Here is a 20,402-nt window from a genome sequence, read left to right on the forward strand (position 1 = left end):
ACCCTGTGGGAGAGTAGGACGCCGCCGAACAAATCGTGGGAAAGCCCCGCACCGATATGGTGCGGGGCTTTCTGCATTTCAGGACGGCTCGACCAGTTTCGTGTCGTACGCCAGGATCACTGCCTGGATGCGGTCCCTTGAGCCCGTCTTCGCGAGAATGCGACCCACGTGTGTTTTCACCGTCGATTCGGCGAGGTGGAGGCGGGTGGCAATCTCCGTGTTGGTCCAGCCCCGGCCGATGACCGTGAGGATCTCGCGTTCCCGCTCCGTGAGGGCGGACAGGCGTGGGTCGTCGGGGGACACGTCCACCTCGTCGCCCCCGGTCGGCAGATGGTGGACGTAGGCGTCGAGGAGGCGGCGGGTCAGGCCGGGCGCGACGACGGCGTCCCCGGTGGCGACGGAGCGGATGCCGGAGAGGAGTTCTTCCGGCTGGGCGTCCTTGATGAGGAAGCCGGAGGCGCCGGCGCGGAGACCTGCGTATGCGTATTCGTCCAGGTCGAAGGTTGTGAGGATGAGGACGCGGGTGCGGTTGCCGGTGGCGACGATGCGGCGGGTAGCCTCGATGCCGTCCAGGCCGGGCATGCGGATGTCCATCAGGACCACGTCGGGGTTCAGCTCTGCCGTCATACGGATCGCTTCCGTGCCGTTCGACGCCTCGCCGAGGACCGTGAGGTCGTCCTGGCTCTCCAGGAGCATGCGGAAGCCGAAGCGCTGGAGGGGCTGGTCGTCGGCGATGAGGACGGTGGTCACTGCGGGGTTTCCTCCGGGAGGTGCAGATGGACGCGCCAGCCCTGCTCGGGGTGTGGGCGTGGGCCGGCCTCAAGTGTGCCCCCGTACAGGGCGGTTCGTTCGCGCATGCCGGGGAGGCCGCGGCCGTCGGACGGGATGGTGGTCGGTGTGCCGCGTCCCGTGTCGGTGATGGTGGCCGTGACGGCGCCCTGGTCGCCGTAGGTGATGGTGATCTCGGAGGCCGCGTCGGGGCCGGCGTGCTTGAGGGTGTTGGTGAGTGCTTCCTGGATGACCCGGTAGACGGTGAGCTGGCGGCCCGGAGGGAGCGTGGCGTGGCCCTCGACGGTGGTGTGGACGGGCAGGCCCGCGTTACGGACGCCGTTGATGAGCCGGTCGAGGTCGGCGAGGGCGGGCTGAGGGGTGAGCTCGGCGGGGTGGGCCGATCCCTCGTCCTTCAGGACATCCAGGAGGCGGCGTAGTTCGCCGAGGGCCTGGCGGCTGGTGGTGGCGATGGCGTCCAGGGCCTGCGAGGCGCGCTCCGGGGACTTGGTGGCCGCGTACTTGCCGCCGTCGGCCAGGCCCGTGATGACGGAGAGGTTGTGGCCGATGATGTCGTGCATCTCGCGGGCGATGCGGGCGCGTTCGGCGGCGGCGGCGAGTCGGGCCTGCTGGTCGCGTTCGATCTCGAGGCGGTGGGCGCGGTCTTCCAGGGCTTCGGTGTAGTTCTGGCGGGTGCGGACCGTGATGCCGATGAGGACGGCTACGACGATGGACGTCAGCTGGGAGCCGATCTGCTGGTTCCAGTCGCCCTCGCCGTAACGGGCCGTGGAGATCACCACGGGGGTGAGCATCAGAGCGGCTGCCCACCACAGGTTGCGGAGCGGGAGGCGCAGGGCGATGTGGTAGACGGCGACGAGCTGGAGCAGGGCTGCCTGGAGGACGGCGCCGGACCAGGCGTTGACCAGGGCGAACGGTGCCATGGCGAGCAGGACCGCCGCAGGGTGGGTGCGGCGCCACAGGAGGGGGACGGACAGGCCGAGGCTCAGGACGAGCAGGAGCCGACCGGGGGCGTCCGGGTTGTGGGTGATGCTGCGCCATCCGCCGCCGACGTAGTCGATGAGGGCGGCCGTTGTCCAGAAGCCGGTGAAGTGCAGGTCCCACAGCAGCGGGTGGCGCCGGTCGAACGCGCGCACCCGCTGGTTGAGGCGCTGCATGTACTGGGTGAGGGGTTCCGCCGACCGTTCTGATGGCCGCTCCGCCGGCCGTTCCGCCGCGGGTTTCTTCTGGTCGTCGTTCGCCACGAGGTTCATGGTGGTCGGTCCGGCCGCCGGGCGGAACACGGTGGGCGCCACTGCGGTCAGACGTCCCGGCGGCGCAGGGTCACTGCCGCTGCCGCGAGGGAGGCCGCCGCCCACAGGGTCAGGGCGAGCAGGGCGGCGCCGGGATCCGCCGCATCCGGGCCGTGCTGGGCGGCGGTGAGGGACTCCAGGGCCTTGGCGGGGAAGTAGCGGACGGCGTCGTCGACGACGGAGTAGGGCAGCATCCGCAGGACCTCGGGGACGATCATGACGAGGCCGATGTAGGCGCCGGTGGCGAGGGGGATCGAGCGGGCGACGGCGCCGAGTCCGAGGGCCATGACGGCGAGGAGGGTGAGGCCGGCCGCGTTGCCGACGAGGCCGCGCAGGACGCCCGGGTCGCCGAGGGCGGCCGCCTGGTCGGTGTCGGTGAGGAAGGACTGGGCCAGCGGGAAGGTGAGCAGGTTCGTCCACAGGCTGAGGGCGAAGGCGACCACGGCCAGCACGGCGGCCTTGGACCACAGGACGGGCAGGCGGCGGGGGACCGCGGTCATCGTGGCGCGGATCTGGCCGGTGGAGTACTCACCGGCAGTGGCGAGGATGCCCAGGACGGCGAGGTTGATGGTGGCGAACTGGGTGCCGAGGAGGACGAAGACGACCGTGTCGAGGCCGCCTTCGCCGCTGCCGTCATAGGCGGCGCTGATGCCCGCGCCCATGCCGAGGGTCAGGACGGCGGTGGCGGCGAGGTTGATCCAGGTGGAGCGGAGCGTCCACAGCTTGTGCCATTCGGAGCGCAGGACGCGGACCGGAGTCACCCGGTACGAGGGGGCGGTGGTGACAGTGGCTGCGGCGGTGGAGGTCATGCTGCCGCTCCTTCCGGGATGTCCGGGGCGGTGGTGGCGGTGTACTCGACCGCGCTGTGGGTGAGGTTCATGAACGCCTCCTCCAGGGAGGCCGTGTTCGGGGTGAGTTCGTACAGGGGGATGCCGTGGGCCGCGGCGGTGCGGCCGATGTGTTCGGCGTCCGTGCCGCGCACCGTGAGGCTTCCGGGCGCGTCGGTGGCGAGGGTGACGCCGGGGGCGGCGAGAAGGCCGGCCAGGGTGGTGGCGTTCGGGGTGACGATCTTGACGGTGCCCGCGCCGGACCGGCGGACGAAGTCGGTGATGGTGGTGTCGGCGAGGAGCCGGCCGCGCCCGATGATGACGAGACGGTCGGCGGTGAGAGCCATCTCGCTCATCAGGTGGGACGAGACGAGGACCGTACGGCCCTCCGCGGCCAGGGACTTGAGCAGGGTGCGAATCCACAGGACGCCCTCGGGGTCGAGGCCGTTGACCGGTTCGTCGAGGACGAGCGCGGCCGGGTCGCCGAGCAGCGCGGCGGCGATGCCGAGGCGCTGGCCCATGCCGAGGGAGAAGCCCTTGACCCGGCGATGGGCGACCTCGGTGAGGCCGGTCCGGGCGAGGACGTGCTCGACGCGGCTCCTGGGGATGCCGTGGGTGTGGGCGAGTGCCTGGAGGTGGTGGTGGGCGGTGCGGCCAGGGTGGACCGAGCGGGCCTCCAGCAGGGCGCCGACCTCGGTCAGCGGCGCCGGGTGGGTGGCGTAGGAGCGGCCGGTGACGGTGGCGTGGCCGCGGGTGGGGGCGTCCAGGCCGAGGATCATGCGCAGGGTGGTGGACTTGCCGGCGCCGTTCGGGCCGAGGAAGCCGGTGACGGTGCCGGGGCGGACGGTGAAGGACAGGTCGGTGACGACGGTCCGGTCGCCGTAGCGTTTGGTGAGTTCCTGTGCCGTAATCATGGTTCGATGCTCGTCCGCGCGGGGGCGGTGGGCGTCGGACCACGGGCAGTATTTCGGGTGAGGGCGGTGGTACCCCGGTACTACGGTGGCCGGCATGACTACTACGCGTTCCGGGGCGGGGATCGGCACCGCCTTCGAGGACTATGTGATCCGGCAGGTGCGGGCCGAGGAGTGGGCCGCGGTGAAGGGATTGCGGCTCATCGCGCTGCGGGACCCGGTCGCGGACATCGCCTTCCTGGAGACGTACGAGACGGCGGTGACGCGGCCCGACACGTACTGGCAGGAGCGGACGGCGCGGGCGGCCGAGGGTGCGGACGGGATGCGGCAGTTCATCGCCGAGGCCGCGGACGGCACCTGGGTGGGGTCGGTCGCCGTGCTGGTCGAGGAGCCCGGTACCACGGACTTGGCCGGGTTCACCGTCGAGCGGCGGCAGGGGCATCTCCTCGGGGTGTTCGTACGGCCCGAGCACCGGGGGAACGGGCTCACCAAGGCGTTGTTCGAGGCCGCGTTGGAGTGGGCGTGGGGGGTGGGGTTGGAGCGGGTGCGGCTCATCGTGCACCCGGACAACGCGCGTGCCCTCGGCTTCTACCGCAAGGCGGGCTTCGTGGAGAGCGGGGTGAGCCTGCCGCTGGCGGGGAAGCCGGACGAGCACGAGTTGGAGATGGTCGTCGAGCGCTGACCTTGCGGCGCCTACACCGGCAGTTCGTCGTGCGGCCAGCGGGTGCGGGCCTGTTCGCGGGAGCGGAGGAGGGCCAGGGTGGGCATGCCCCGGTCCGCGCCGGTGGTCAGGAGCTCCGGGAGCTGGGGGAGCGGGGCCACGGCTGCCACGTCGTCCAGGACCAGCGTGAATGGTGGGTCGAGCCGACCGGAGGATGACCGTTCGGCCATGCGCCGGCCGTGCTCGACCACGCTTGCGGTGAGGGCCGTCAGTAACGGCATCGCACCCGGCTGGGTGCGGGGATCCTCGATGGATTCACCCACCACATAAAGCGTGCCCGTTTCGTGGACGAAGGAATCCAGGGCGAGGGCATCAGTTCGGTTCGGGGTGCAGGCCTCGCGGACGTTGACCGTCAGCAGGGCGGAGAGCGCACGCGTCGTCAACTGCTGGGCGATGTCCCGGCGTTCCGGGTACGCGGTGAGGGTCGCCTCGAGTTCGCCCGCGGCGCCCGGGGCGGCCTTGGGGTTGGTCCGCAGCACGCGTACCGCGTCCTGGACCTGGGTGCCCTGCGCCCAGCGGTGGACGTGGCGGATGGTGCGGCCGTCGATGGCGGCGGCGTGCAGGTAGCTGCGCAGGAGGGTCTGGGCGGTGTCGCTGACGGCCTGGTCGAGCCGGGAGGCGGGGCGGACCGGGGCCAGCAGGGCGGCGGCGCGTGCGACGGCCGTGTCCTTGTCCTCGCAGCCGGCCGTGGGGGACCAGTGGAGACGGTCCGGGGTGTCGCAGAGGTGGGTCGGGTCGTAGAGGTGGGTGGGGCCGAGCTTCGCCCGCGCGTCCTTGGTCTCCGTCCAGAGGGAGGGGTTGGAGGTGACGACGAGGGCGGGGCCCTCCGCGTCCCGTACGGCCGAGGCGGCGGTGGTGTGCCGGGTGTCCGGGGAGCCGTAGAACACCGGGTGGGCCGAGGCCGCCAAAGGCGGGAGGGCTTCGGTGAAGGTGGCTTCCTGCGGCGGTGCCGTGCCGGGGAGCGGCGCCGTTTCCCGCTCCTGTTCCCGTACGGGCTCGGGTGCCGCTCTCGGCGTCGGTACCTCGTGCTGGACCGGCTCCGGCGCAGCAGTCGCGCCCGCCGCCCGCTCCGCCTTCCGCCGGGCCCGTACCACCCGCCACCGGGCCACCGTGCCCAGGACGAAGATGGTGAGGACCAGCAACAGCATCAGCTGGCCGATGAACAGGCCCCAGAACAGCCCGTACCCCGAGAGTGCGGAGGCGGGGGTGTCCGGCCAGGCGCCCGGGATGTCGTGGGGTTCGGCGACGAGGTGCCGCATGGCGACCGGGGTGCGGGTGAAGGTGACGCCGGACGGCCAGGAGCCGCGGGCGACGAGGCCCGCGAGGCCGGTGGCCGTCCAGACCAGCAGGGTGATGCCGAGCAGGAACGCGAGCAGCCCGACCAGCAACCCGTCCGGGACTCCGCCCTGGCCGTTGCGCCCGTTCCCGTGGCCGTGACCGTCCGGTCTCACGCGTGTTGCCCTTCCCTGTAGTCCGACGCCCTTACGCCACCGTCGACCGGGAGTCGCCGACGTGCTGCTCCACGAAGGCCGCCGCCCGCTCCTCCGCCTCCAGTTCGGCGGCGAGCAGGGCGTCGTGGGACAGGTCGGCGGAGGACTCGGTCATCGCGCGGTCGGTGAAGACCAGCGGGCGCTCGGTCTCGGTGATCAGGTGTTTGACCACCTGCACGTTGCCGTTGACGTCCCAGACCGCGATGCCCGGGGTGAGCGAGGGGATGATCTCCACCGCCCACCGGGGCAGGCCCAGCACTCTGCCCGTCGCCCGTGCCTCGTCGGCCTTCTGGGCGTAGATGGTCCGGGTCGACGCCATCTTCAGGATGGCCGCGGCCTCCTTGGCCGCAGCCCCGTCCACCACGTCGGACAGGTGGTGGACGACCGCGACGAAGGACAGGCCGAGCCGGCGGCCGAACTTCAGCAGGCGCTGGAACAGCTGGGCGACGAACGGGCTGTTGATGATGTGCCAGGCCTCCTCGACCAGGAAGATGCGCTTCTTCCGGTCGGGGCGGATCCAGGTGTGCTCCAGCCAGACGCCGACGATCGCCATCAGGATCGGCATGGCGATGGAGTTGCGGTCGATGTGGGACAGGTCGAAGACGATCAGCGGCGCGTCCAGGTCGATGCCGACCGTCGTCGGGCCGTCGAACATGCCGCGCAGGTCACCGTCGACGAGCCGGTCGAGGACCAGGGCGACGTCCAGGCCCCAGGCCCGTACGTCGTCTATGGCGACGTTCATGGCCTCCGCCGACTCCGGTTCGGGGTGGCGCAGCCGCTCGACGATGTCGGTGAGGACCGGCTGGCGTTCGACGATCGTCTCGGTGACGTAGGCGTGCGCGACCTTGAGCGCGAAGCCGGATCGCTCGTCGAGGCCGCGGCCCATCGCGACCTCGATGATGGTGCGCAGCAGCGCGAGCTGGCCCGTCGTGGTGATGGTCGGGTCGAGCGGGTTGAGCCGGATGCCGTGGTTCAGGGCGGCCGTCGGGTCCAGCCGGATGGGGGTGATGCCCAGCTCCTGCGCGATGAGGTTCCATTCGCCGACCCCGTCCTCGCCCTGGGCGTCCAGGACGACGACCTGGCGGTCGCGGAAGCGCAGCTGGCGCAGGACGTACGTCTTCTCCAGGGCCGACTTGCCGTTGCCGGACTCGCCGAGGACCAGCCAGTGCGGTGCGGGCAGCTGCTGGCCGTAGAGCTGGAACGGGTCGTAGATGTAGCCCTTGCCGGAGTAGACCTCGCGGCCGATGATGACGCCGGAGTCGCCGAGGCCGGGGGCGGCCGTCGGCAGGTAGACGGCCTGCGCCTGGCCGGTGGACGTGCGCACCGGCAGCCGTGTCGTCTCGACCTTCCCGAACAGGAAGGACGTGAAGGCGTCGGTGACGACGGACAGCGGATCCCGCATCGGACTCAGCCCCTACCTTCGAATGCCGGTGGCGAACGGGAGCGTGTTCACGAAGGCGCGGTGGTGCTCGCGGTCGCACCACTCCAGCTTCAGGTACGACTTTCCGGCCGAGGCCCGGATGGTCCGCTTGTCGCGGGCCAGCGCCTCGGGATTGCGGGAGGAGACGGTGATGTAGCCGACGAGGTTGACGCCGGCCGCGCCGCTGGCGAGGTCCTCGCCGCGCTGGTCGAGCCTGCCGTGCGCGGCGATGTCGCGCGGGTCGACCGTGCGGTTCATCTTCGCGGCGCGGGACGCCTCGGCCTCGTCGTTGGTCTTCTCCGTCAGCATGCGTTCGATGGCGACCTCGGTGGGTTCCAGGTCCATCGTGACGGCGACGGTGCGGATCACGTCCGGGGTGTGGACGAGGAGCGGGGCGAGGAAGTTGACGCCGACCGGGGTCATCGGCCACTCCTTGATCCAGGCCGTGGCGTGGCACCAGGGGGCGCGGGTGGACGACTCGCGGGTCTTGGCCTGGAGGTAGGTGGGCTCCATGGCGTCCAGCTCGGCCGGCCAGGCGTTGCGCTTGGTCATCGCCTGGATGTGGTCGATCGGGTGGTCCGGGTCGTACATGGAGTGGATCAGCGAGGACAGCCTGCTCTGGCCCAGCGGCTGCCGTACGCGGATGTCGGCCTCCTGGAGCCGGGAGCAGATGTCGGTCAGCTCACGGGCCATGACGACGGCCAGTCCGGCGTCCCGGTCCACCTTGCGGCGGTTCTGGGTGCGCATCGCGCGGGCCATCGCGTTGGCCTCGGCGGCCAGCTCACGCGTGTAGTGCATGCAGGCGACGAGATAGGCGCGGTGCTGCTCGCTGCTGGTCGACACCATCGACTGCAGCTGGTCGTACGACTGCTGGAGCCACGGCGGTGCCTTCTCGTCCCCACGCAGGGCGACGTCCTTGGCGTGCGCGTCGGGGTCGGCGGGCAGGGTGCGGGCGAGCATCTGGATGCGGGTCACGAAGCCGTCGCCGTTCGCCACGTGCTTGAGCAGCGTGCCGAAGCGGTCGACGAGCGCCTCCTGGTCCTCGGAGTCGCGCAGGCCCACACCGGGGCCCTCGATCTCGATGGCCGCGGTGACCGTCTTGCGGTCCGCGTGCAGCTGTACGGCGATCTCGTCGGGCCCGAACGGGGCGGAGAGCCAGGTGATCCGCCCGATCCCGGGCGGCGGCCCGACCTCGACCTCCCGGCCGTCCAGCCGGGTGCCCGCTTCCACGACACCCGAGCGGTACGTCGTGCCCTGGCGCACGGTCCGCCGGTAGCTCCGGTTGATCTCGAACCACTTGTAGAACGTGCGGCCCCGGTACGGCACGTACACGGCGGCCAGCGCGATCATCGGGAGGCCCGCGAGCAGCACGATCCGTACGGACAGCACGGGGACGAGGAGACCGGCCATCATGCCGAAGAACGCGCCCAGGACGATCAGCGCGATCTCCCCGGTCTCCCGATTGCGGCCGACGATCGCGTTCGGCCGGGCCCGGCCGATCAGATACGTACGGCGGGGCGTGACCGGATGGGACAGGTGGGAATCGGTCGTCAACGCCCTTCACCTCCCGTGCTGTTGGTACTGCTGCTGTTGCTCCGGCCGGCGTGCGGCGTGCTCACCGGGCTGCCCGAGCGGGGTGCGGGTGCGGCAGGTGCGGCGGAGGGGACAGATCCGCCGCCACTGTTCGAGGGGCGCGAGCTGTGCGCGGCGACTCCGCCGGAGGCGGGGTTGGAGGGGCGCGGGCCGGACGACGAGGACTGGCCGCCTCCGTTGCTGTCGGCGCGGGTGCTGTGGGTCTTGATGCCCTGCGCGACCATGGTCGCCGGGGAGCTCATGACCGCGGCGGCCTTGCTCTCGGCGCCCTGCATGATGCGGTTGTTGCGGGAGTTGGCGATCTCGTCGCCGAAGCCCGGCACGAAGCGGTAGATCATCGCGCTGGCGAAGATGGCCAGCAGGATGATCGCCAGACCCGACACCACGGCGGAGAACGCGTTGGGCCCGTCGTCGGAGGACAGCGCGCCCGCCAGGCCCAGCACGATGACGATGACCGGCTTCACCAGGATCACCGCGATCATGATGCCCGCCCAGCGCCGGACGTGCCCCCACAGGTTCTTGTCGACCAGCCCCGCGTACACGACGGTGCCGAGCAGTGCGCCCACGTAGAGCAGGGCCGCGCGGATGACCAGCTCCAGCCACAGGACACCGGCCGCGAGGATCGACACCAGCGAGACGATGATCAGCATGATCGGGCCGCCGCCGATGCCCTCGCCCTTCTCCAGGGCGCCCGCGAACGTGCCGAAGAACGTGTCCGTCTGGTTGCCCGTCGCCGCCGCCAGGACGTCGGTCACGCTGTCCGTGGCCGACACGACGGTGTAGAGGATCAGCGGGGTGAACGCGGAGGCCAGCACCGTGAGCCAGAGGAAGCCGATGGCCTCCGAGAGGGCGGTCGTGAGGGGGACGCCTCGTACGGCCCGCTTGGCGACGGCCAGCAGCCACAGCAGGAGCGTCAGGATCGTCGACGCCGCGAAGACGACGGCGTACTGCTGACGGAACGTCGGGTTGGTGAAGTCCACGGCGGCCGTCTCGTCGACGGCGGTACTGAGCTTCTTGATCGTCCAGGCGGCGGCGTCGGCGCAGCCCCTTGCCAGGGCGGCGAGGGGGTCGAGGGCGGTGGTGGGGTCGTTGAGGCTGCCGGCTCCGCCGGACCCGCCACCGGAGCCTCCTCCGCCGTCGCGGTCGCAGTAGTCCTTGGCGGGGCCGCGGATCAGATCGCAGGGATCGTTGCTGCCCGTCGGGTTCGGTGTGGGCTCGGCGGCTGCTCGGGGGGCGAACAGCACCACTGCACCCTGTACGACGGCAACGGCGGCTGTGAGCCTGAGGAAGCGGTGGTTAGCGCGCATAGGTGAACCCTCCGAACTCCTCGACGGCCTTCGTCATGTCGTCGGCAGTGGAGGCCTTCTGATCGCGCCCGACCGGGACGGGGCCGTCCTTCTGCTGGAAGTCCGTGACCTTCCAGTCTTCGTCGATCCACGTCAGCTGATATGTGGTCGTGTACCAGCTCTCCGTCACGGGGTTGGTCGAGCCCTCGCCGGACAGGCCGAACAAGGACGTGTACCAGACCTCGACGGTGGCCTCGTCGGCGGTGGCTTTGGTGGCCTTGGTGCCCACCGGGACCACTCGGGAGACGAAGGTCTGGCCGGCGGGTGCTTTGCCGTCCTTGTCGAGACCGATGTTCGTCAGGAACTCCTGGTTGGAGTAGGCCCGGTCAAGATCTGCCTGACGAGCAGCGGCGATGCCGGGGGCGTAGACGGCGGTGACGATCTCGCGTCGGCGGTCCTTGTTGAACAACTCGGCGGAACCCAGCGCGATGGAGTAGTTCGCCGCCGCGCTCTCCGCCCCCTGGCGGTTGTGGGCGAAGCCTGAGGGGATGCCGGCTTCCTTCGACTGGACCGGCTTCTTCCCGGAGGGGGCCGTTGCCGCCGCCTTCGGGGAGTCGTCGTCCTCGCCCGTGGAGGAATCGTCTCCTCCACGGTTCGCGAAGGCGATCGCGGCGATCAGGAGCACCACCACGCCGACCACCGTGACCAGGCTGCGCGACGACGTGCGGCCACCTCTGCGCCCACCGGCGTACGGGCTGACGTCGGCCTCCGGCAGGCGGGTGTGGGTCTGGCCCGTACCGCCGTACCCACCGGAGTTCCCGTGTTCGTCTCCGAGACTCATGCCGCGTACGCCCCCTCAGCGTCGTGCGGAAACACCTCGTACTCCGCGTACTCCATGTACGACGGTAGCCGTGCTGGTCCCCGCGCGGGCGCGGTGTTATGAGTCGACATCAGGGAAACGCAACCTCAACCGGTGGGCGCGACGGGCGGGTGGGGTGGAAGGGGAGGCCGGACGGGCCCGGTCGGAGGCATGGTGGGTCTCCTACACGGCCATTCCGTACACGATGGTGAACACCGTGCCCAGAGAGCCGATGATGAAGACCCCTGTCAGGCCCGCGATGATCAGGCCCTTGCCCTGCTCCGCGCTGAAGGTGTCGCGCAGCGCCGTCGCGCCGATGCGCTGCTTCGCCGCTCCCCAGATGGCGATGCCCAGGCAGATCAGGATGGCGAGCGCCATGACCACTTCGATCATGACCTTGGCCTCGTTGCCCAAGCTGCCGAAGGGGCCCCAGTCGGGAGCGATCCCGCCGATGATGGTGTTGATGTCTCCCTCGTCGGCCGCAAAGAACATGTAAGTCACCGCCCCTGTCGGGTCGTTCCGTGCCCCCTGCGGACATGCAGAGGTCAGGCCTCATTGTCGCCGACGATGGCGCCGTCGGATGGCGACTCGGCGTCATTAGTTGGCGGGTTTCGTATGAAGAAAGTTTCTCACCGGTGTGCGCCGGTCCCCGGGAGGGGAGCGAGCCGATGGGTGATGAGTCGTATCGTCACTCTGTGTATCACGCTTCGGCCACGAAATGGTCGAACTCACCCGCGCGTACGCCGAGGACGAAGGTGTCCCACCGGTGTCGGTCGGTGGTGACGGTGGTCCCGGGGGTCGCGTCGGCGTGGATACGGACGGTGAGGTCGTCGCCGACGGTCACGTCGATGGCGGTGGGTCGGTTGGCCGCCACCTCCCGTTCCTCCTTGAGCGTCTGAAGGAGGTTCAGGAAGTCGTCCGGCGTGGTGGTGAGGATCGCTCCGCTGGGATCAGCGGACTCGGTTATGTGGATGGCCGCCCGGGGAGCGGTGGTGGCTGCGACGTGTATGCAGGATTCGCCTTCGCCGCAGTACGAGGACTTCTGCCAGTGGGACATGGGCGTGACTGCCTCTCAGATGGACTGGATGATGCGGTGGATGAGGGCTCGGGACTCGATCTCGATCAGGCTGAGGGCCAGCAGGCGATCGAGGACCTTGCGGTACTTCTCCAGCTGGGCGTCGGCGTCCAGCAGGGCGATGCCGTGGGACTGGTCGAGCTGGACGGTGTCGAGCGCCGGTACGGGGCCGTGCACGTAGTAGATCGGCTGTCCGGCTCCGGGAAAGCCGCCCGCGTCGAAGGGGATGACGTGGATCGAGATGTTGGGGTGCTCGCTCATCTTGAGCAGGTGTTTGAGCTGCCGCTTGGCCACATCCCGCCCGCCGAACCTCATCTGCAGGGCCGCCTCGTGAATGATCGCCTGGTAGGGGGCCGGCTGCTGGCGGAAGATGACAGCCTGGCGCTTGATGCGGAACGAGGTCCGGTGCTCCACATCGGGGGGTGACAGGTCGGGGACGACCTGAAGGAACACCTCGCGGGCATGGTCCATCGTCTGCAAGAGGCCGGGAATGCCGGAGGTGTGAGCAGTGCGCAGGGCGGTGCCGTGATGTTCGAGTTCGGCCAGATCCAGTAGTCCCGACGGCAGGATGTCCCGGTACTCCTCCCACCAGCCGCGTCGGCGCTCACCGGTCATTGCGGCAAGCCCTTCGACGAGATCCTTGTCGGGGCAGTCGTATTGGCAGGCCAGAGTGCGCACGCGATCGGCGCTGACTGGTTGTCGCCCTGACTCCATGTTGCTGACCTGGGCTTGCTTGGTTCCTAGGAGTTGCGCGGCCTCCGTCGAGGTCAGGCCGGCGCGCTCGCGCAGTTTGCGCAGCTCGACACCGAAGCGGCGCTGCCGGGCCGTGGGGTTGGTTCTCACGGGCATGCCCGTCGCTCCTCCGTGCCACTCGTCACCCACACAGGTGGAAAGAGTAGTTATAGCTCCGATTGGGACAAAGGAAATAGTCTCTGACTGCTAATTTCCTTCGTGGCGCTCCACCCCAGAAGTGCACTGGTCGACGGATCGGCATGCCACTGGGGAGCAACCGTACGCAACCTTCCAGCTTCCCACGGTGATCGGAGACTTCCATGCCCACCGTAGACCCGCCCTGGTCGTACGTCCTTCAACTCCCGCACGATCCCCGCGCTCCGCGCATCGCCCGGGTCACCCTGCGGACCGTGCTGGGGACGCACGGTCTCGCCGAACTCGTGCCCACCGCCGAGCTGGTGGCCGCCGAGCTCCTCGCCAACGCCCACGTGCACACCGCCGGCCCCTATGCCCTGCGGCTGCGCGCCGTCGAGGACGGGCGGCTGCGGATCGGGGTGTGGGACACGGACCCGCGGGTGCCGCCCGGGTTCGGCGACGGGGCGCCGCTCGACGTGCCGCCGGACGAGGCGGAGAACGGGCGGGGGCTGCCGCTGGTGCGGGCTTGTGCTTCCTCGTGGAGTGTGGGGGAGTTGACCGGGGGGAAGGTCCTGTGGGCGGAGTGCGGCTGACGCCGTGCGTCCTGTCCCACGCGGCACATGTGTTCCCGTCCCTCCCGTGATCACCCCGGAGAGGGGCGGGCGCCTCTATGCTGACGTGGGCAGCGGACTCCGGGGCGACGAGGGGCGGTTGACGGTGCGTAAGGCCTGGATCGCGGCAAGCGTCGCTGTGGGTTCCGCGCTCGCCTTCGTCATGCTGCTCGCCGTCGGCGTCTTCGTCATTGCCGGGAACCTCGCGGGCGGGGTCGGCGGCGGTGCCGCCAAGACGCTGGCGAAGGGGGCCGTGCCGGCCGCGTACCAGGCCCTCGTGCAGAAGTGGGGCAATCTCTGCCCGGCCATCAACCCGGCGCTGCTCGCCGCGCAGTTGTACCAGGAGAGCGGGTTCAACCCGAAGGCGCAGAGCCACGCGGCGGCGCAGGGCATCGCCCAGTTCATCCCCGGCACCTGGGCCACCCACGGTGTCGACGGGGACGGCGACGGCGACCGGGACGTATGGGACCCGAACGACGCGATTCCCTCGGCGGCGACGTACGACTGCGCCCTCGCGGGCTATGTGAAGGACGTGCCGGGGAATCTGACCGAAAACATGCTGGCCTCGTACAACGCCGGGGCGTACGCGGTCATCAAGTACCAGGGCGTGCCGCCGTACAAGGAGACGCAGAACTACGTCGAGCGCATCCTCTCGCTGGAGAAGAGCTTCGCCGCGCCGGTCGGCCGGGTCGACCCCTCCGAACAGGCCGCCGGAGCCATCGACTACGCGCAGAAGAAGCTCGGCACGCTCTACCTCTGGGGCGGTAACGGCACCGCTGACCAGGGAGGACGCTTCGACTGCTCGGGGCTGACCAAGGCCGCGTACGAGAGCGTGGGGATCACGCTCCCGCGGGTGGCGAACGACCAGTACAACGCGGGACCGCACCCCGCGCGGGACGAACTGCTCCCCGGCGATCTGGTCTTCTTCTCGGACGACCTCACCGATTCCCGGGCCATCCGGCATGTGGGCATTTACGTCGGCGGGGGGTACATGATCGACGCTCCGCGTCCGGGTGCCGTGATCCGATTCGACCCGATCGACACGCCTGACTACTTTGGTGCCACCCGCGTCACCGAAGATGGCGCGAAAGCACTCCCCACGACGGTCTGAGCGATGCGTGAACCAGCGTCCTGAGCTGCGACGACGCATCTCTCTTCGATAACGTCTGCGTGATCATTCGATGGAGGACGGAACGTATCGGCGGGGGCCGTGCGTTCCTGTTGTCGTAGCCGAACAGGCCAGCGGATCTACACCACGGGGGTGGGGTAGAGGCGTACGCACGGTGCGCCGGAAGACATGACGAAGGGGCCTCAGCACCATGGCTGGACTCGCAGATTCCGGGTCGAACCCCGACGTCGACCTGCTCTATGACATCAACGGCCTGGCGAAGGCCGCACCGCCGTGGTTCGACCACCTCATGGAGTTCGTGGGCGAGTTCGGCCTGTTGTTCGCCTTGTTGGGGTTGCTGCTGTGGTGCTGGTGGGGCGTCAGGAAGCGGGGCGGCGAGGACGCGGCCCCGACCGTGGCGGCCCTGGTGTGGGCCCCGCTCGCGGCGGGCGTCGCGGTCCTGGTGAACGTGCCGATACGTGAGTTCGTGGAGCGGCGCCGGCCCTTCCTCGACCATGAGGGGCTCGAGGTCCTGGTCGACGGCAAGACCGACTACTCGTTCGTCAGCGACCACGCGACGCTCTGCATGGCGTTGGCGGTGGGGCTGTTCCTGGCCAACCGGCGGCTCGGACTCATCGGTCTGGTGTTCGGGGTGCTGGGCGGGTTCATCCGGGTCTACATGGGCGTGCACTACCCGACGGACGTCGTGGGCGGGCTCGCGCTCGGTACGGCCGTCGCGCTGCTGCTGTCGCCGCCCGCCATGGCGCTGCTGACCCCGCTGATGCGGGCGATCGAGCAGTCACGGCGGGGCGCGTGGCTGATCAAAGGGAACGGGATCGAGGCGCGGGTGACCCCGGGAGAGGCCCGGCGGTCCGGGCCGGGGGAGCGCGACCTGGCGGCGTAGCCCGTCGTCCCGTGTGACATGTGACGTGTGTCATGAGGTGGAGTGGCCCCGGGGTGGTTCCCCGGTCCGGGTCACTCCACCGAGTGTTTCTGGGCGTCCGTACGGGCCTGGCTTCTGGCTCTCCTCGCGGGGCCGCGCCAGCCGCAGACGCAGCGGGCGACGCAGAAGCGCCCCTGCTCGGATGTGGTTGTCCTGTGTTCCTGGAGGCTTACCGGGGCTCCCTGCTGTTCCACGCGACAAAGGTACCGCTCCGGGTGTGCCTGCGTGACGGGGTCCCCCACCGGTCGTTAACCGGGAGGACAGGCGGCCCGTGTCGGACGTAGCGGGGGTAGGCGGAGCATGGCAGGACGGGAACTGCGGCGTGGGCGGACCGGTGGTGAGGTCGTCGCCCTCGGAGCTGTCGGCTGTCTGCTGCTCGGCGGCCTCGCGGGGTGCGGCGGCAGCAGCGGGGCCGCTACCGGCGGCTCGGCGGCGGTGACAGTGGTGCGGGAGGCCGCGGACACGCTGGTGGACGCGGGCAGCTCGAAGGCGCGCACCTCGATGGAGATGGCCACCGGCGGCACCCGGGTGACCATCCGCGGGGAGGGTGTGTACGACTACCGGAAGCGGCTGGGGCGGCTGAAGGTGCTGCTGCCGCAGGACCCGTCCGGTACGTCGGTGCGCCGGCCCATCACCGAGCTGCTCGCTCCGGGCGCGCTGTTCATGAAGAACCGGGGCGCCGGGGTGCCCGCCGACAAGTGGGTGCGGGTGGACACCCGGACGCTGTCCGACGGGAACCTCGTCACCGGCGGCGTCACCGACCCGTTCGCCGCGGCCGAGCTGCTGCGCGGGACGCGGTCCGCGACCTTCGTGGGCAGGACGGAGCTCGCCGGGGCCGAGGTGCGGCACTACCGGGGCACGGCGGACCTGCACGAGGCCGCGCGCGCCGCCTCCGAGGCGAACAAGGGGCCGCTGGGCGCGGCGGCGACCGGCTTCGCCACCGCCGTGGTCCCCTTCGACGTCTACCTGGACGGCGAGGGACGCATCCGGAAGGTCCGCCACCGGTTCAGCTTCATGAACGGGGAGCGGGAGGAGCCGGTCGCGGTCGCCTCCACCACCCTCCTCTACGACTTCGGCGCCCCCGCCGACGTCCGCCTCCCGGAGCCCGCCGACATCTACGCGGGCCGGATCGCCGAGGAATGACCGGCGGGAACTAGCCCTTACGTGCCATGCGCGGGGCGCGGGGTGCTGCCTACGCTAGGGGACCTCTGCCCGTATGACGGTATGGATGAGGTGACGGGTGTGGTCCCGCTCGGTGGTGGGTTGGTTCGGGACTATGTGGCCCTCGCCGAGATCGAGTTGTGCGGAGAGCTGATCATCGCCGCCTCCGCCGCCCAGGGGCGGCTCAGCCTGGAGAGCATAGACAAGGTGCTGAAGGTGGCCGAGGTGTGCACGGAGCCGGGGGCCGGTCCGGCCGGTTCGCTCAGGTCACGTCCGTAGCATGCGGGCGATCGCCTGGGTCGCTTCCTGCACCTTGGCGTCGACCTCGTCGCCGCCCTTGAGGGCCGCGTCGGCGACGCAGTGGCGCAGGTGTTCCTCCAGCAGTTGCAGGGCGAAGGACTGCAGGGCCTTGGTGGAGGCGGACACCTGGGTGAGTATGTCGATGCAGTAGACGTCCTCGTCGACCATGCGCTGCAGGCCCCGGATCTGGCCCTCGATGCGGCGCAGGCGTTTGACGTGTTCCTGCTTCTGGTGGTGGTAGCCGTGGATGCCCCGGTCGTGGTCGGTCACGACGGCCGTGGGGCCGGTCACCTCGGTCACCTCGCTCGCTCCGGGCGCGTCCGTGGTGTCCGTCACGTCCGTGGTGTCCGGGGAGGAGGGCGCGCCGGCGCCGGTCTCGGTGGTCGTCATCGCGTCCTCCTGGCGTGGTGGTGGGCGAGATATACCCCTGGTGGGTATATGGTAGCGAACTTTGCTGGGTATAGGGACTGTGGCTGATGTCCATGGGCATCAGCCGTGCTGCGGCTTGGGGACCGCCCCGTGCCCGTCGCCCGACACCTGATGGGCGACACTGGTGGGCGGCCCGACAGTCGTGGCTGGATGGTGCGCCCGGCACCAGCCTCACCGAAACCGATGCACCCCGAGGACCCCACGTGCGCTTTCGTCTGACCCCCAGGGAGACGAGCTTCTACGACATGTTCGCCGCGTCCGCGGACAACATCGTCACGGGCTCGAAACTCCTGATGGAACTGCTCGGGGCGGACGGCCCCGCCCGGGTCGAGATCGCAGAGCGTATGCGGGCCGCGGAACACGCGGGTGACGACGCCACGCACGCGATCTTCCACCAGTTGAACTCCTCGTTCATCACGCCCTTCGACCGCGAGGACATCTACTCCCTCGCCTCGTCCCTCGACGACATCATGGACTTCATGGAGGAGGCCGTCGACCTGGTCGTCCTCTATAACATCGAGGAACTGCCCAAGGGCGTCGACCAGCAGATCGAGGTGCTGGCGCGGGCCGCCGAGCTCACGGCCGAGGCCATGCCGAACCTGCGCACCATGGACAACCTCACCGAGTACTGGATCGAGGTCAACCGCCTGGAGAACCAGGCCGACCAGATCCACCGGAAACTGCTGGCCCATCTCTTCAGCGGCAAGTACGACGCCATCGAGGTGCTCAAGCTGAAGCAGATCGTGGATGTCCTGGAGGAGGCGGCGGACGCCTTCGAGCACGTGGCGAACACGGTCGAGACCATTGCCGTCAAGGAGTCCTGAGCCCCTTCATGGACACCTTCGCTCTGGTCGTGACCATCGGGGTCGCGCTCTTCTTCACGTACACGAACGGCTTCCACGACTCGGCGAACGCCATCGCCACCTCGGTCTCGACCCGTGCGCTCACCCCGCGCGTGGCCCTCGCGATGGCCGCCGTCATGAACATGGCCGGCGCCTTCCTGGGGTCCGGGGTCGCCAAGACGGTCAGTGAGGGGCTGATCCAGACTCCCGAGGGCTCGACGGGCATGGGGATCCTGTTCGCCGCGCTCGTCGGCGCGATCACCTGGAACCTCATCACCTGGTACTTCGGACTGCCCTCCTCCTCCTCGCACGCCCTGTTCGGCGGCATGGTGGGGGCGGCGCTGGCCGGCGGGACGACCGTGTACTGGAACGGGGTGCTGGACAAGGTCGTCATCCCGATGTTCGTGTCGCCGGTGGTCGGTCTGATCGCCGGTTACCTGGTCATGACCGCGATCATGTGGATCTTCCGGCGGACCAACCCGCACAAGGCCAAGCACGGTTTCCGCATCGCGCAGACGGTGTCCGCGGCGGCCATGGCGCTCGGGCACGGTCTCCAGGACGCGCAGAAGACCATGGGCATCGTGGTGATGGCCCTGGTCATCGCGGACGTCGAGGACTACGGCGACCCCATCCCGATCTGGGTGAAGATCGCCTGTGCGGTGATGCTGTCGGCCGGTACGTACGCGGGCGGCTGGCGGATCATGCGGACGCTGGGCCGGAAGATCATCGAGCTGGACCCGCCGCAGGGCTTCGCGGCCGAGGCGACCGGCGCGTCGATCATGTTCGTCACGGCGTACCTGTTCAAGGCGCCGGTCTCCACCACGCACGTGATCACGTCGGCGATCATGGGTGTCGGGGCGACGAAGCGCATCAACGCGGTGCGGTGGGGCGTCGCCAAGAACATCGTCCTGGGGTGGTTCATCACCATGCCCGCGGCGGCACTGGTGGCGGCGGCCTCGTACGGGCTGGTCTACCTGGTGATCCTCATGTAGCACGGTCCTCGTGCAGTGCCGGAAAGTGCTCGGGCCCGCCCCCGCTATCGGGGGGCGGGCCCTTCGCGTCCTCACGGTGGCACCGCCATGCAGCACCGTGAGGGGTCCGTGATCAGCCGAAGCGGCCGGAGATGTAGTCCTCCGTGGCCTGGACCGACGGGTTGGAGAAGATGCGCTCCGTGTCGTCGATCTCGATCAGCTTGCCCGGCTGGCCGACGGCCGCCAGGTTGAAGAACGCGGTGCGGTCGGAGACGCGCGCCGCCTGCTGCATGTTGTGCGTCACGATGACGATCGTGAACTGCTCCTTGAGCTGGCCGATCAGGTCCTCGATGGCGAGGGTGGAGATCGGGTCCAGGGCGGAGCAGGGCTCGTCCATCAGCAGCACCTTCGGTTCGACCGCGATCGCGCGGGCGATGCACAGCCGCTGCTGCTGACCGCCGGAGAGGCCCGAGCCGGGCTTGTTCAGGCGGTCCTTGACCTCGTTCCAGAGGTTGGCGCCCCGAAGGGACTTCTCGACGATGCCGTCCAGCTCGGACTTCTTGTACTTGCCGTTCAGGCGCAGACCGGCAGCCACGTTGTCGTAGACCGACATGGTGGGGAACGGGTTGGGGCGCTGGAAGACCATGCCGACCTCGCGCCGCACGGCGACCGGGTCGATGCCGGCGCCGTAGAGGTTCTCGTCGTCGAGCATGACCTTGCCCTCGACCCTGCCGCCGGGCGTGACCTCGTGCATGCGGTTGAGGGTGCGCAGGAAGGTCGACTTGCCGCAGCCGGACGGGCCGATGAAGGCCGTCACGGAGCGGGGCTCGACGGTCATCGAGATGTCCTCGATGGCGAGGAAGGAGCTGTAGTAGGCGTTGAGGCCGCTGATGTCGATGCGCTTGGCCAT

22 protein-coding genes are annotated in these 20,402 nt (G+C 69.7%); 8 read left to right on the plus strand and 14 right to left on the minus strand.

Annotation, left to right across the window (positions count from 1 at the left end; genetic code table 11):
- Positions 1–78: 78 nt before the first annotated feature.
- Genes JL475_RS22680 through JL475_RS22695 form a run of 4 tightly spaced genes read right to left on the minus strand, consistent with a single transcriptional unit; the run spans position 79 to position 3,819 of the window.
- Entirely contained in the window at positions 79–750 is a 672-nt protein-coding gene (locus JL475_RS22680; RefSeq protein WP_202279665.1) for a response regulator transcription factor, read from the minus strand.
- Positions 747–2,039, minus strand: a complete 1,293-nt coding sequence (locus JL475_RS22685) for a sensor histidine kinase (protein ID WP_202279741.1) — start codon at positions 2,037–2,039, stop codon at positions 747–749. The genes JL475_RS22680 and JL475_RS22685 overlap by 4 nt, the downstream gene beginning before the upstream one ends.
- Before the next feature lie 47 nt (positions 2,040–2,086).
- Positions 2,087–2,887 carry an ABC transporter permease gene (locus JL475_RS22690; protein ID WP_202279666.1) on the minus strand — a complete coding sequence of 267 codons (801 nt, stop codon included), beginning with the start codon at positions 2,885–2,887 and terminating at the stop codon, positions 2,087–2,089.
- On the minus strand, positions 2,884–3,819 hold the full coding sequence (locus JL475_RS22695; RefSeq protein ID WP_202279667.1) for an ABC transporter ATP-binding protein: 936 nt from the start codon (positions 3,817–3,819) through the stop codon (positions 2,884–2,886). Before JL475_RS22695 ends, JL475_RS22690 begins: the two co-directional genes overlap by 4 nt.
- Positions 3,820–3,913: 94 nt before the next feature.
- Between JL475_RS22695 and JL475_RS22700 the strand changes: the two genes are divergently transcribed.
- On the plus strand, positions 3,914–4,498 hold the full coding sequence (locus JL475_RS22700) for a GNAT family N-acetyltransferase (protein ID WP_202279668.1): 585 nt from the start codon (positions 3,914–3,916) through the stop codon (positions 4,496–4,498).
- A gap of 11 nt (positions 4,499–4,509) precedes the next feature.
- On the opposite strand, the gene JL475_RS22705 is transcribed toward JL475_RS22700, so the two are convergent.
- From JL475_RS22705 to JL475_RS22740, 8 genes are all read right to left on the minus strand, one after another.
- Entirely contained in the window at positions 4,510–5,988 is a 1,479-nt protein-coding gene (locus JL475_RS22705; RefSeq protein ID WP_202279669.1) for a type VI secretion protein, read from the minus strand.
- A gap of 31 nt (positions 5,989–6,019) precedes the next feature.
- The gene (locus tag JL475_RS22710) at positions 6,020–7,429 is read right to left on the minus strand and encodes an ATP-binding protein (protein ID WP_202279670.1); all 1,410 of its coding nucleotides are present in this window, start codon (positions 7,427–7,429) and stop codon (positions 6,020–6,022) included.
- 12 nt (positions 7,430–7,441) lie between these two features.
- Positions 7,442–9,001 carry an SCO6880 family protein gene (locus tag JL475_RS22715; protein ID WP_202279671.1) on the minus strand — a complete coding sequence of 520 codons (1,560 nt, stop codon included), beginning with the start codon at positions 8,999–9,001 and terminating at the stop codon, positions 7,442–7,444.
- Complete coding sequence (locus JL475_RS22720; protein ID WP_202279672.1) at positions 8,998–10,347, minus strand: hypothetical protein; 1,350 nt, start codon at positions 10,345–10,347, stop codon at positions 8,998–9,000. Before JL475_RS22720 ends, JL475_RS22715 begins: the two co-directional genes overlap by 4 nt.
- Positions 10,337–11,167 carry a hypothetical protein gene (locus JL475_RS22725; protein ID WP_202279673.1) on the minus strand — a complete coding sequence of 277 codons (831 nt, stop codon included), beginning with the start codon at positions 11,165–11,167 and terminating at the stop codon, positions 10,337–10,339. Before JL475_RS22725 ends, JL475_RS22720 begins: the two co-directional genes overlap by 11 nt.
- 201 nt (positions 11,168–11,368) lie before the next feature.
- On the minus strand, positions 11,369–11,677 hold the full coding sequence (locus JL475_RS22730; RefSeq protein WP_042174769.1) for a hypothetical protein: 309 nt from the start codon (positions 11,675–11,677) through the stop codon (positions 11,369–11,371).
- Between the two features lie 208 nt (positions 11,678–11,885).
- Positions 11,886–12,242: a DUF397 domain-containing protein gene (locus tag JL475_RS22735; RefSeq protein ID WP_202279674.1), complete on the minus strand. Its 357-nt coding sequence runs from the start codon at positions 12,240–12,242 to the stop codon at positions 11,886–11,888.
- Positions 12,243–12,257: 15 nt separating this feature from the next.
- Entirely contained in the window at positions 12,258–13,109 is an 852-nt protein-coding gene (locus JL475_RS22740; protein ID WP_202279675.1) for a helix-turn-helix transcriptional regulator, read from the minus strand.
- Between the two features lie 203 nt (positions 13,110–13,312).
- Between JL475_RS22740 and JL475_RS22745 the strand changes: the two genes are divergently transcribed.
- The 5 genes from JL475_RS22745 (at position 13,313) to JL475_RS22765 (ending at position 17,229) form a co-directional block, all read left to right on the plus strand.
- Complete coding sequence (locus tag JL475_RS22745) at positions 13,313–13,720, plus strand: ATP-binding protein (protein WP_202279676.1); 408 nt, start codon at positions 13,313–13,315, stop codon at positions 13,718–13,720.
- Between the two features lie 118 nt (positions 13,721–13,838).
- A complete protein-coding gene (locus tag JL475_RS22750) occupies positions 13,839–14,849 on the plus strand; it encodes a bifunctional lytic transglycosylase/C40 family peptidase (RefSeq protein ID WP_202279742.1) in 1,011 nt (336 codons plus the stop codon).
- Between the two features lie 208 nt (positions 14,850–15,057).
- Positions 15,058–15,750: a phosphatase PAP2 family protein gene (locus tag JL475_RS22755; protein WP_202279677.1), complete on the plus strand. Its 693-nt coding sequence runs from the start codon at positions 15,058–15,060 to the stop codon at positions 15,748–15,750.
- 339 nt (positions 15,751–16,089) lie between these two features.
- A complete protein-coding gene (locus JL475_RS22760; RefSeq protein ID WP_202279678.1) occupies positions 16,090–16,932 on the plus strand; it encodes a hypothetical protein in 843 nt (280 codons plus the stop codon).
- An 81-nt stretch (positions 16,933–17,013) separates the two neighbouring features.
- The gene (locus JL475_RS22765) at positions 17,014–17,229 is read left to right on the plus strand and encodes a hypothetical protein (RefSeq protein WP_237407997.1); all 216 of its coding nucleotides are present in this window, start codon (positions 17,014–17,016) and stop codon (positions 17,227–17,229) included.
- On the opposite strand, the gene JL475_RS22770 is transcribed toward JL475_RS22765, so the two are convergent.
- Positions 17,218–17,640: a metal-sensitive transcriptional regulator gene (locus JL475_RS22770; RefSeq protein WP_202279679.1), complete on the minus strand. Its 423-nt coding sequence runs from the start codon at positions 17,638–17,640 to the stop codon at positions 17,218–17,220. The two genes, JL475_RS22765 and JL475_RS22770, sit on opposite strands and share 12 nt — an antisense overlap.
- Before the next feature lie 242 nt (positions 17,641–17,882).
- On the opposite strand from JL475_RS22770, the gene JL475_RS22775 reads away from it, so the two are divergent.
- Positions 17,883–18,503, plus strand: coding sequence for a DUF47 domain-containing protein (locus JL475_RS22775; RefSeq protein ID WP_109379201.1), 621 nt, complete (start codon positions 17,883–17,885; stop codon positions 18,501–18,503).
- 8 nt (positions 18,504–18,511) lie between these two features.
- On the plus strand, positions 18,512–19,513 hold the full coding sequence (locus JL475_RS22780; RefSeq protein ID WP_202279680.1) for an inorganic phosphate transporter: 1,002 nt from the start codon (positions 18,512–18,514) through the stop codon (positions 19,511–19,513).
- A 112-nt stretch (positions 19,514–19,625) separates the two neighbouring features.
- Here JL475_RS22780 and pstB read toward each other — a convergent pair whose 3' ends face one another.
- Positions 19,626–20,402 carry a phosphate ABC transporter ATP-binding protein PstB gene (gene pstB, locus JL475_RS22785; RefSeq protein WP_202279681.1) on the minus strand — a complete coding sequence of 259 codons (777 nt, stop codon included), beginning with the start codon at positions 20,400–20,402 and terminating at the stop codon, positions 19,626–19,628.

Source organism: Streptomyces sp. M2CJ-2 (assembly GCF_016757295.1).
Classification (GTDB): Bacteria; Actinomycetota; Actinomycetes; order Streptomycetales; family Streptomycetaceae; genus Streptomyces.

Bases quoted from the DNA above. Each gene is read 5' to 3' on its own strand.
- JL475_RS22695 (WP_202279667.1), bottom strand. From the start codon at position 3,819: ATGATTACGGCACAGGAACTCACCAAACGCTACGGCGACCGGACCGTC.
- JL475_RS22710 (WP_202279670.1), bottom strand. From the start codon at position 7,429: ATGCGGGATCCGCTGTCCGTCGTCACCGACGCCTTCACGTCCTTCCTG.
- JL475_RS22720 (WP_202279672.1), bottom strand. From the start codon at position 10,347: ATGCGCGCTAACCACCGCTTCCTCAGGCTCACAGCCGCCGTTGCCGTC.
- pstB (WP_202279681.1), bottom strand. From the start codon at position 20,402: ATGGCCAAGCGCATCGACATCAGCGGCCTCAACGCCTACTACAGCTCC.
- JL475_RS22755 (WP_202279677.1), top strand. From the start codon at position 15,058: ATGGCTGGACTCGCAGATTCCGGGTCGAACCCCGACGTCGACCTGCTC.
- JL475_RS22735 (WP_202279674.1), bottom strand. From the start codon at position 12,242: ATGTCCCACTGGCAGAAGTCCTCGTACTGCGGCGAAGGCGAATCCTGC.
- JL475_RS22700 (WP_202279668.1), top strand. From the start codon at position 3,914: ATGACTACTACGCGTTCCGGGGCGGGGATCGGCACCGCCTTCGAGGAC.
- JL475_RS22690 (WP_202279666.1), bottom strand. From the start codon at position 2,887: ATGACCTCCACCGCCGCAGCCACTGTCACCACCGCCCCCTCGTACCGG.
- JL475_RS22725 (WP_202279673.1), bottom strand. From the start codon at position 11,167: ATGAGTCTCGGAGACGAACACGGGAACTCCGGTGGGTACGGCGGTACG.
- JL475_RS22730 (WP_042174769.1), bottom strand. From the start codon at position 11,677: ATGTTCTTTGCGGCCGACGAGGGAGACATCAACACCATCATCGGCGGG.
- JL475_RS22745 (WP_202279676.1), top strand. From the start codon at position 13,313: ATGCCCACCGTAGACCCGCCCTGGTCGTACGTCCTTCAACTCCCGCAC.
- JL475_RS22740 (WP_202279675.1), bottom strand. From the start codon at position 13,109: ATGCCCGTGAGAACCAACCCCACGGCCCGGCAGCGCCGCTTCGGTGTC.
- JL475_RS22770 (WP_202279679.1), bottom strand. From the start codon at position 17,640: ATGACGACCACCGAGACCGGCGCCGGCGCGCCCTCCTCCCCGGACACC.
- JL475_RS22780 (WP_202279680.1), top strand. From the start codon at position 18,512: ATGGACACCTTCGCTCTGGTCGTGACCATCGGGGTCGCGCTCTTCTTC.
- JL475_RS22760 (WP_202279678.1), top strand. From the start codon at position 16,090: ATGGCAGGACGGGAACTGCGGCGTGGGCGGACCGGTGGTGAGGTCGTC.
- JL475_RS22685 (WP_202279741.1), bottom strand. From the start codon at position 2,039: ATGAACCTCGTGGCGAACGACGACCAGAAGAAACCCGCGGCGGAACGG.
- JL475_RS22765 (WP_237407997.1), top strand. From the start codon at position 17,014: ATGGATGAGGTGACGGGTGTGGTCCCGCTCGGTGGTGGGTTGGTTCGG.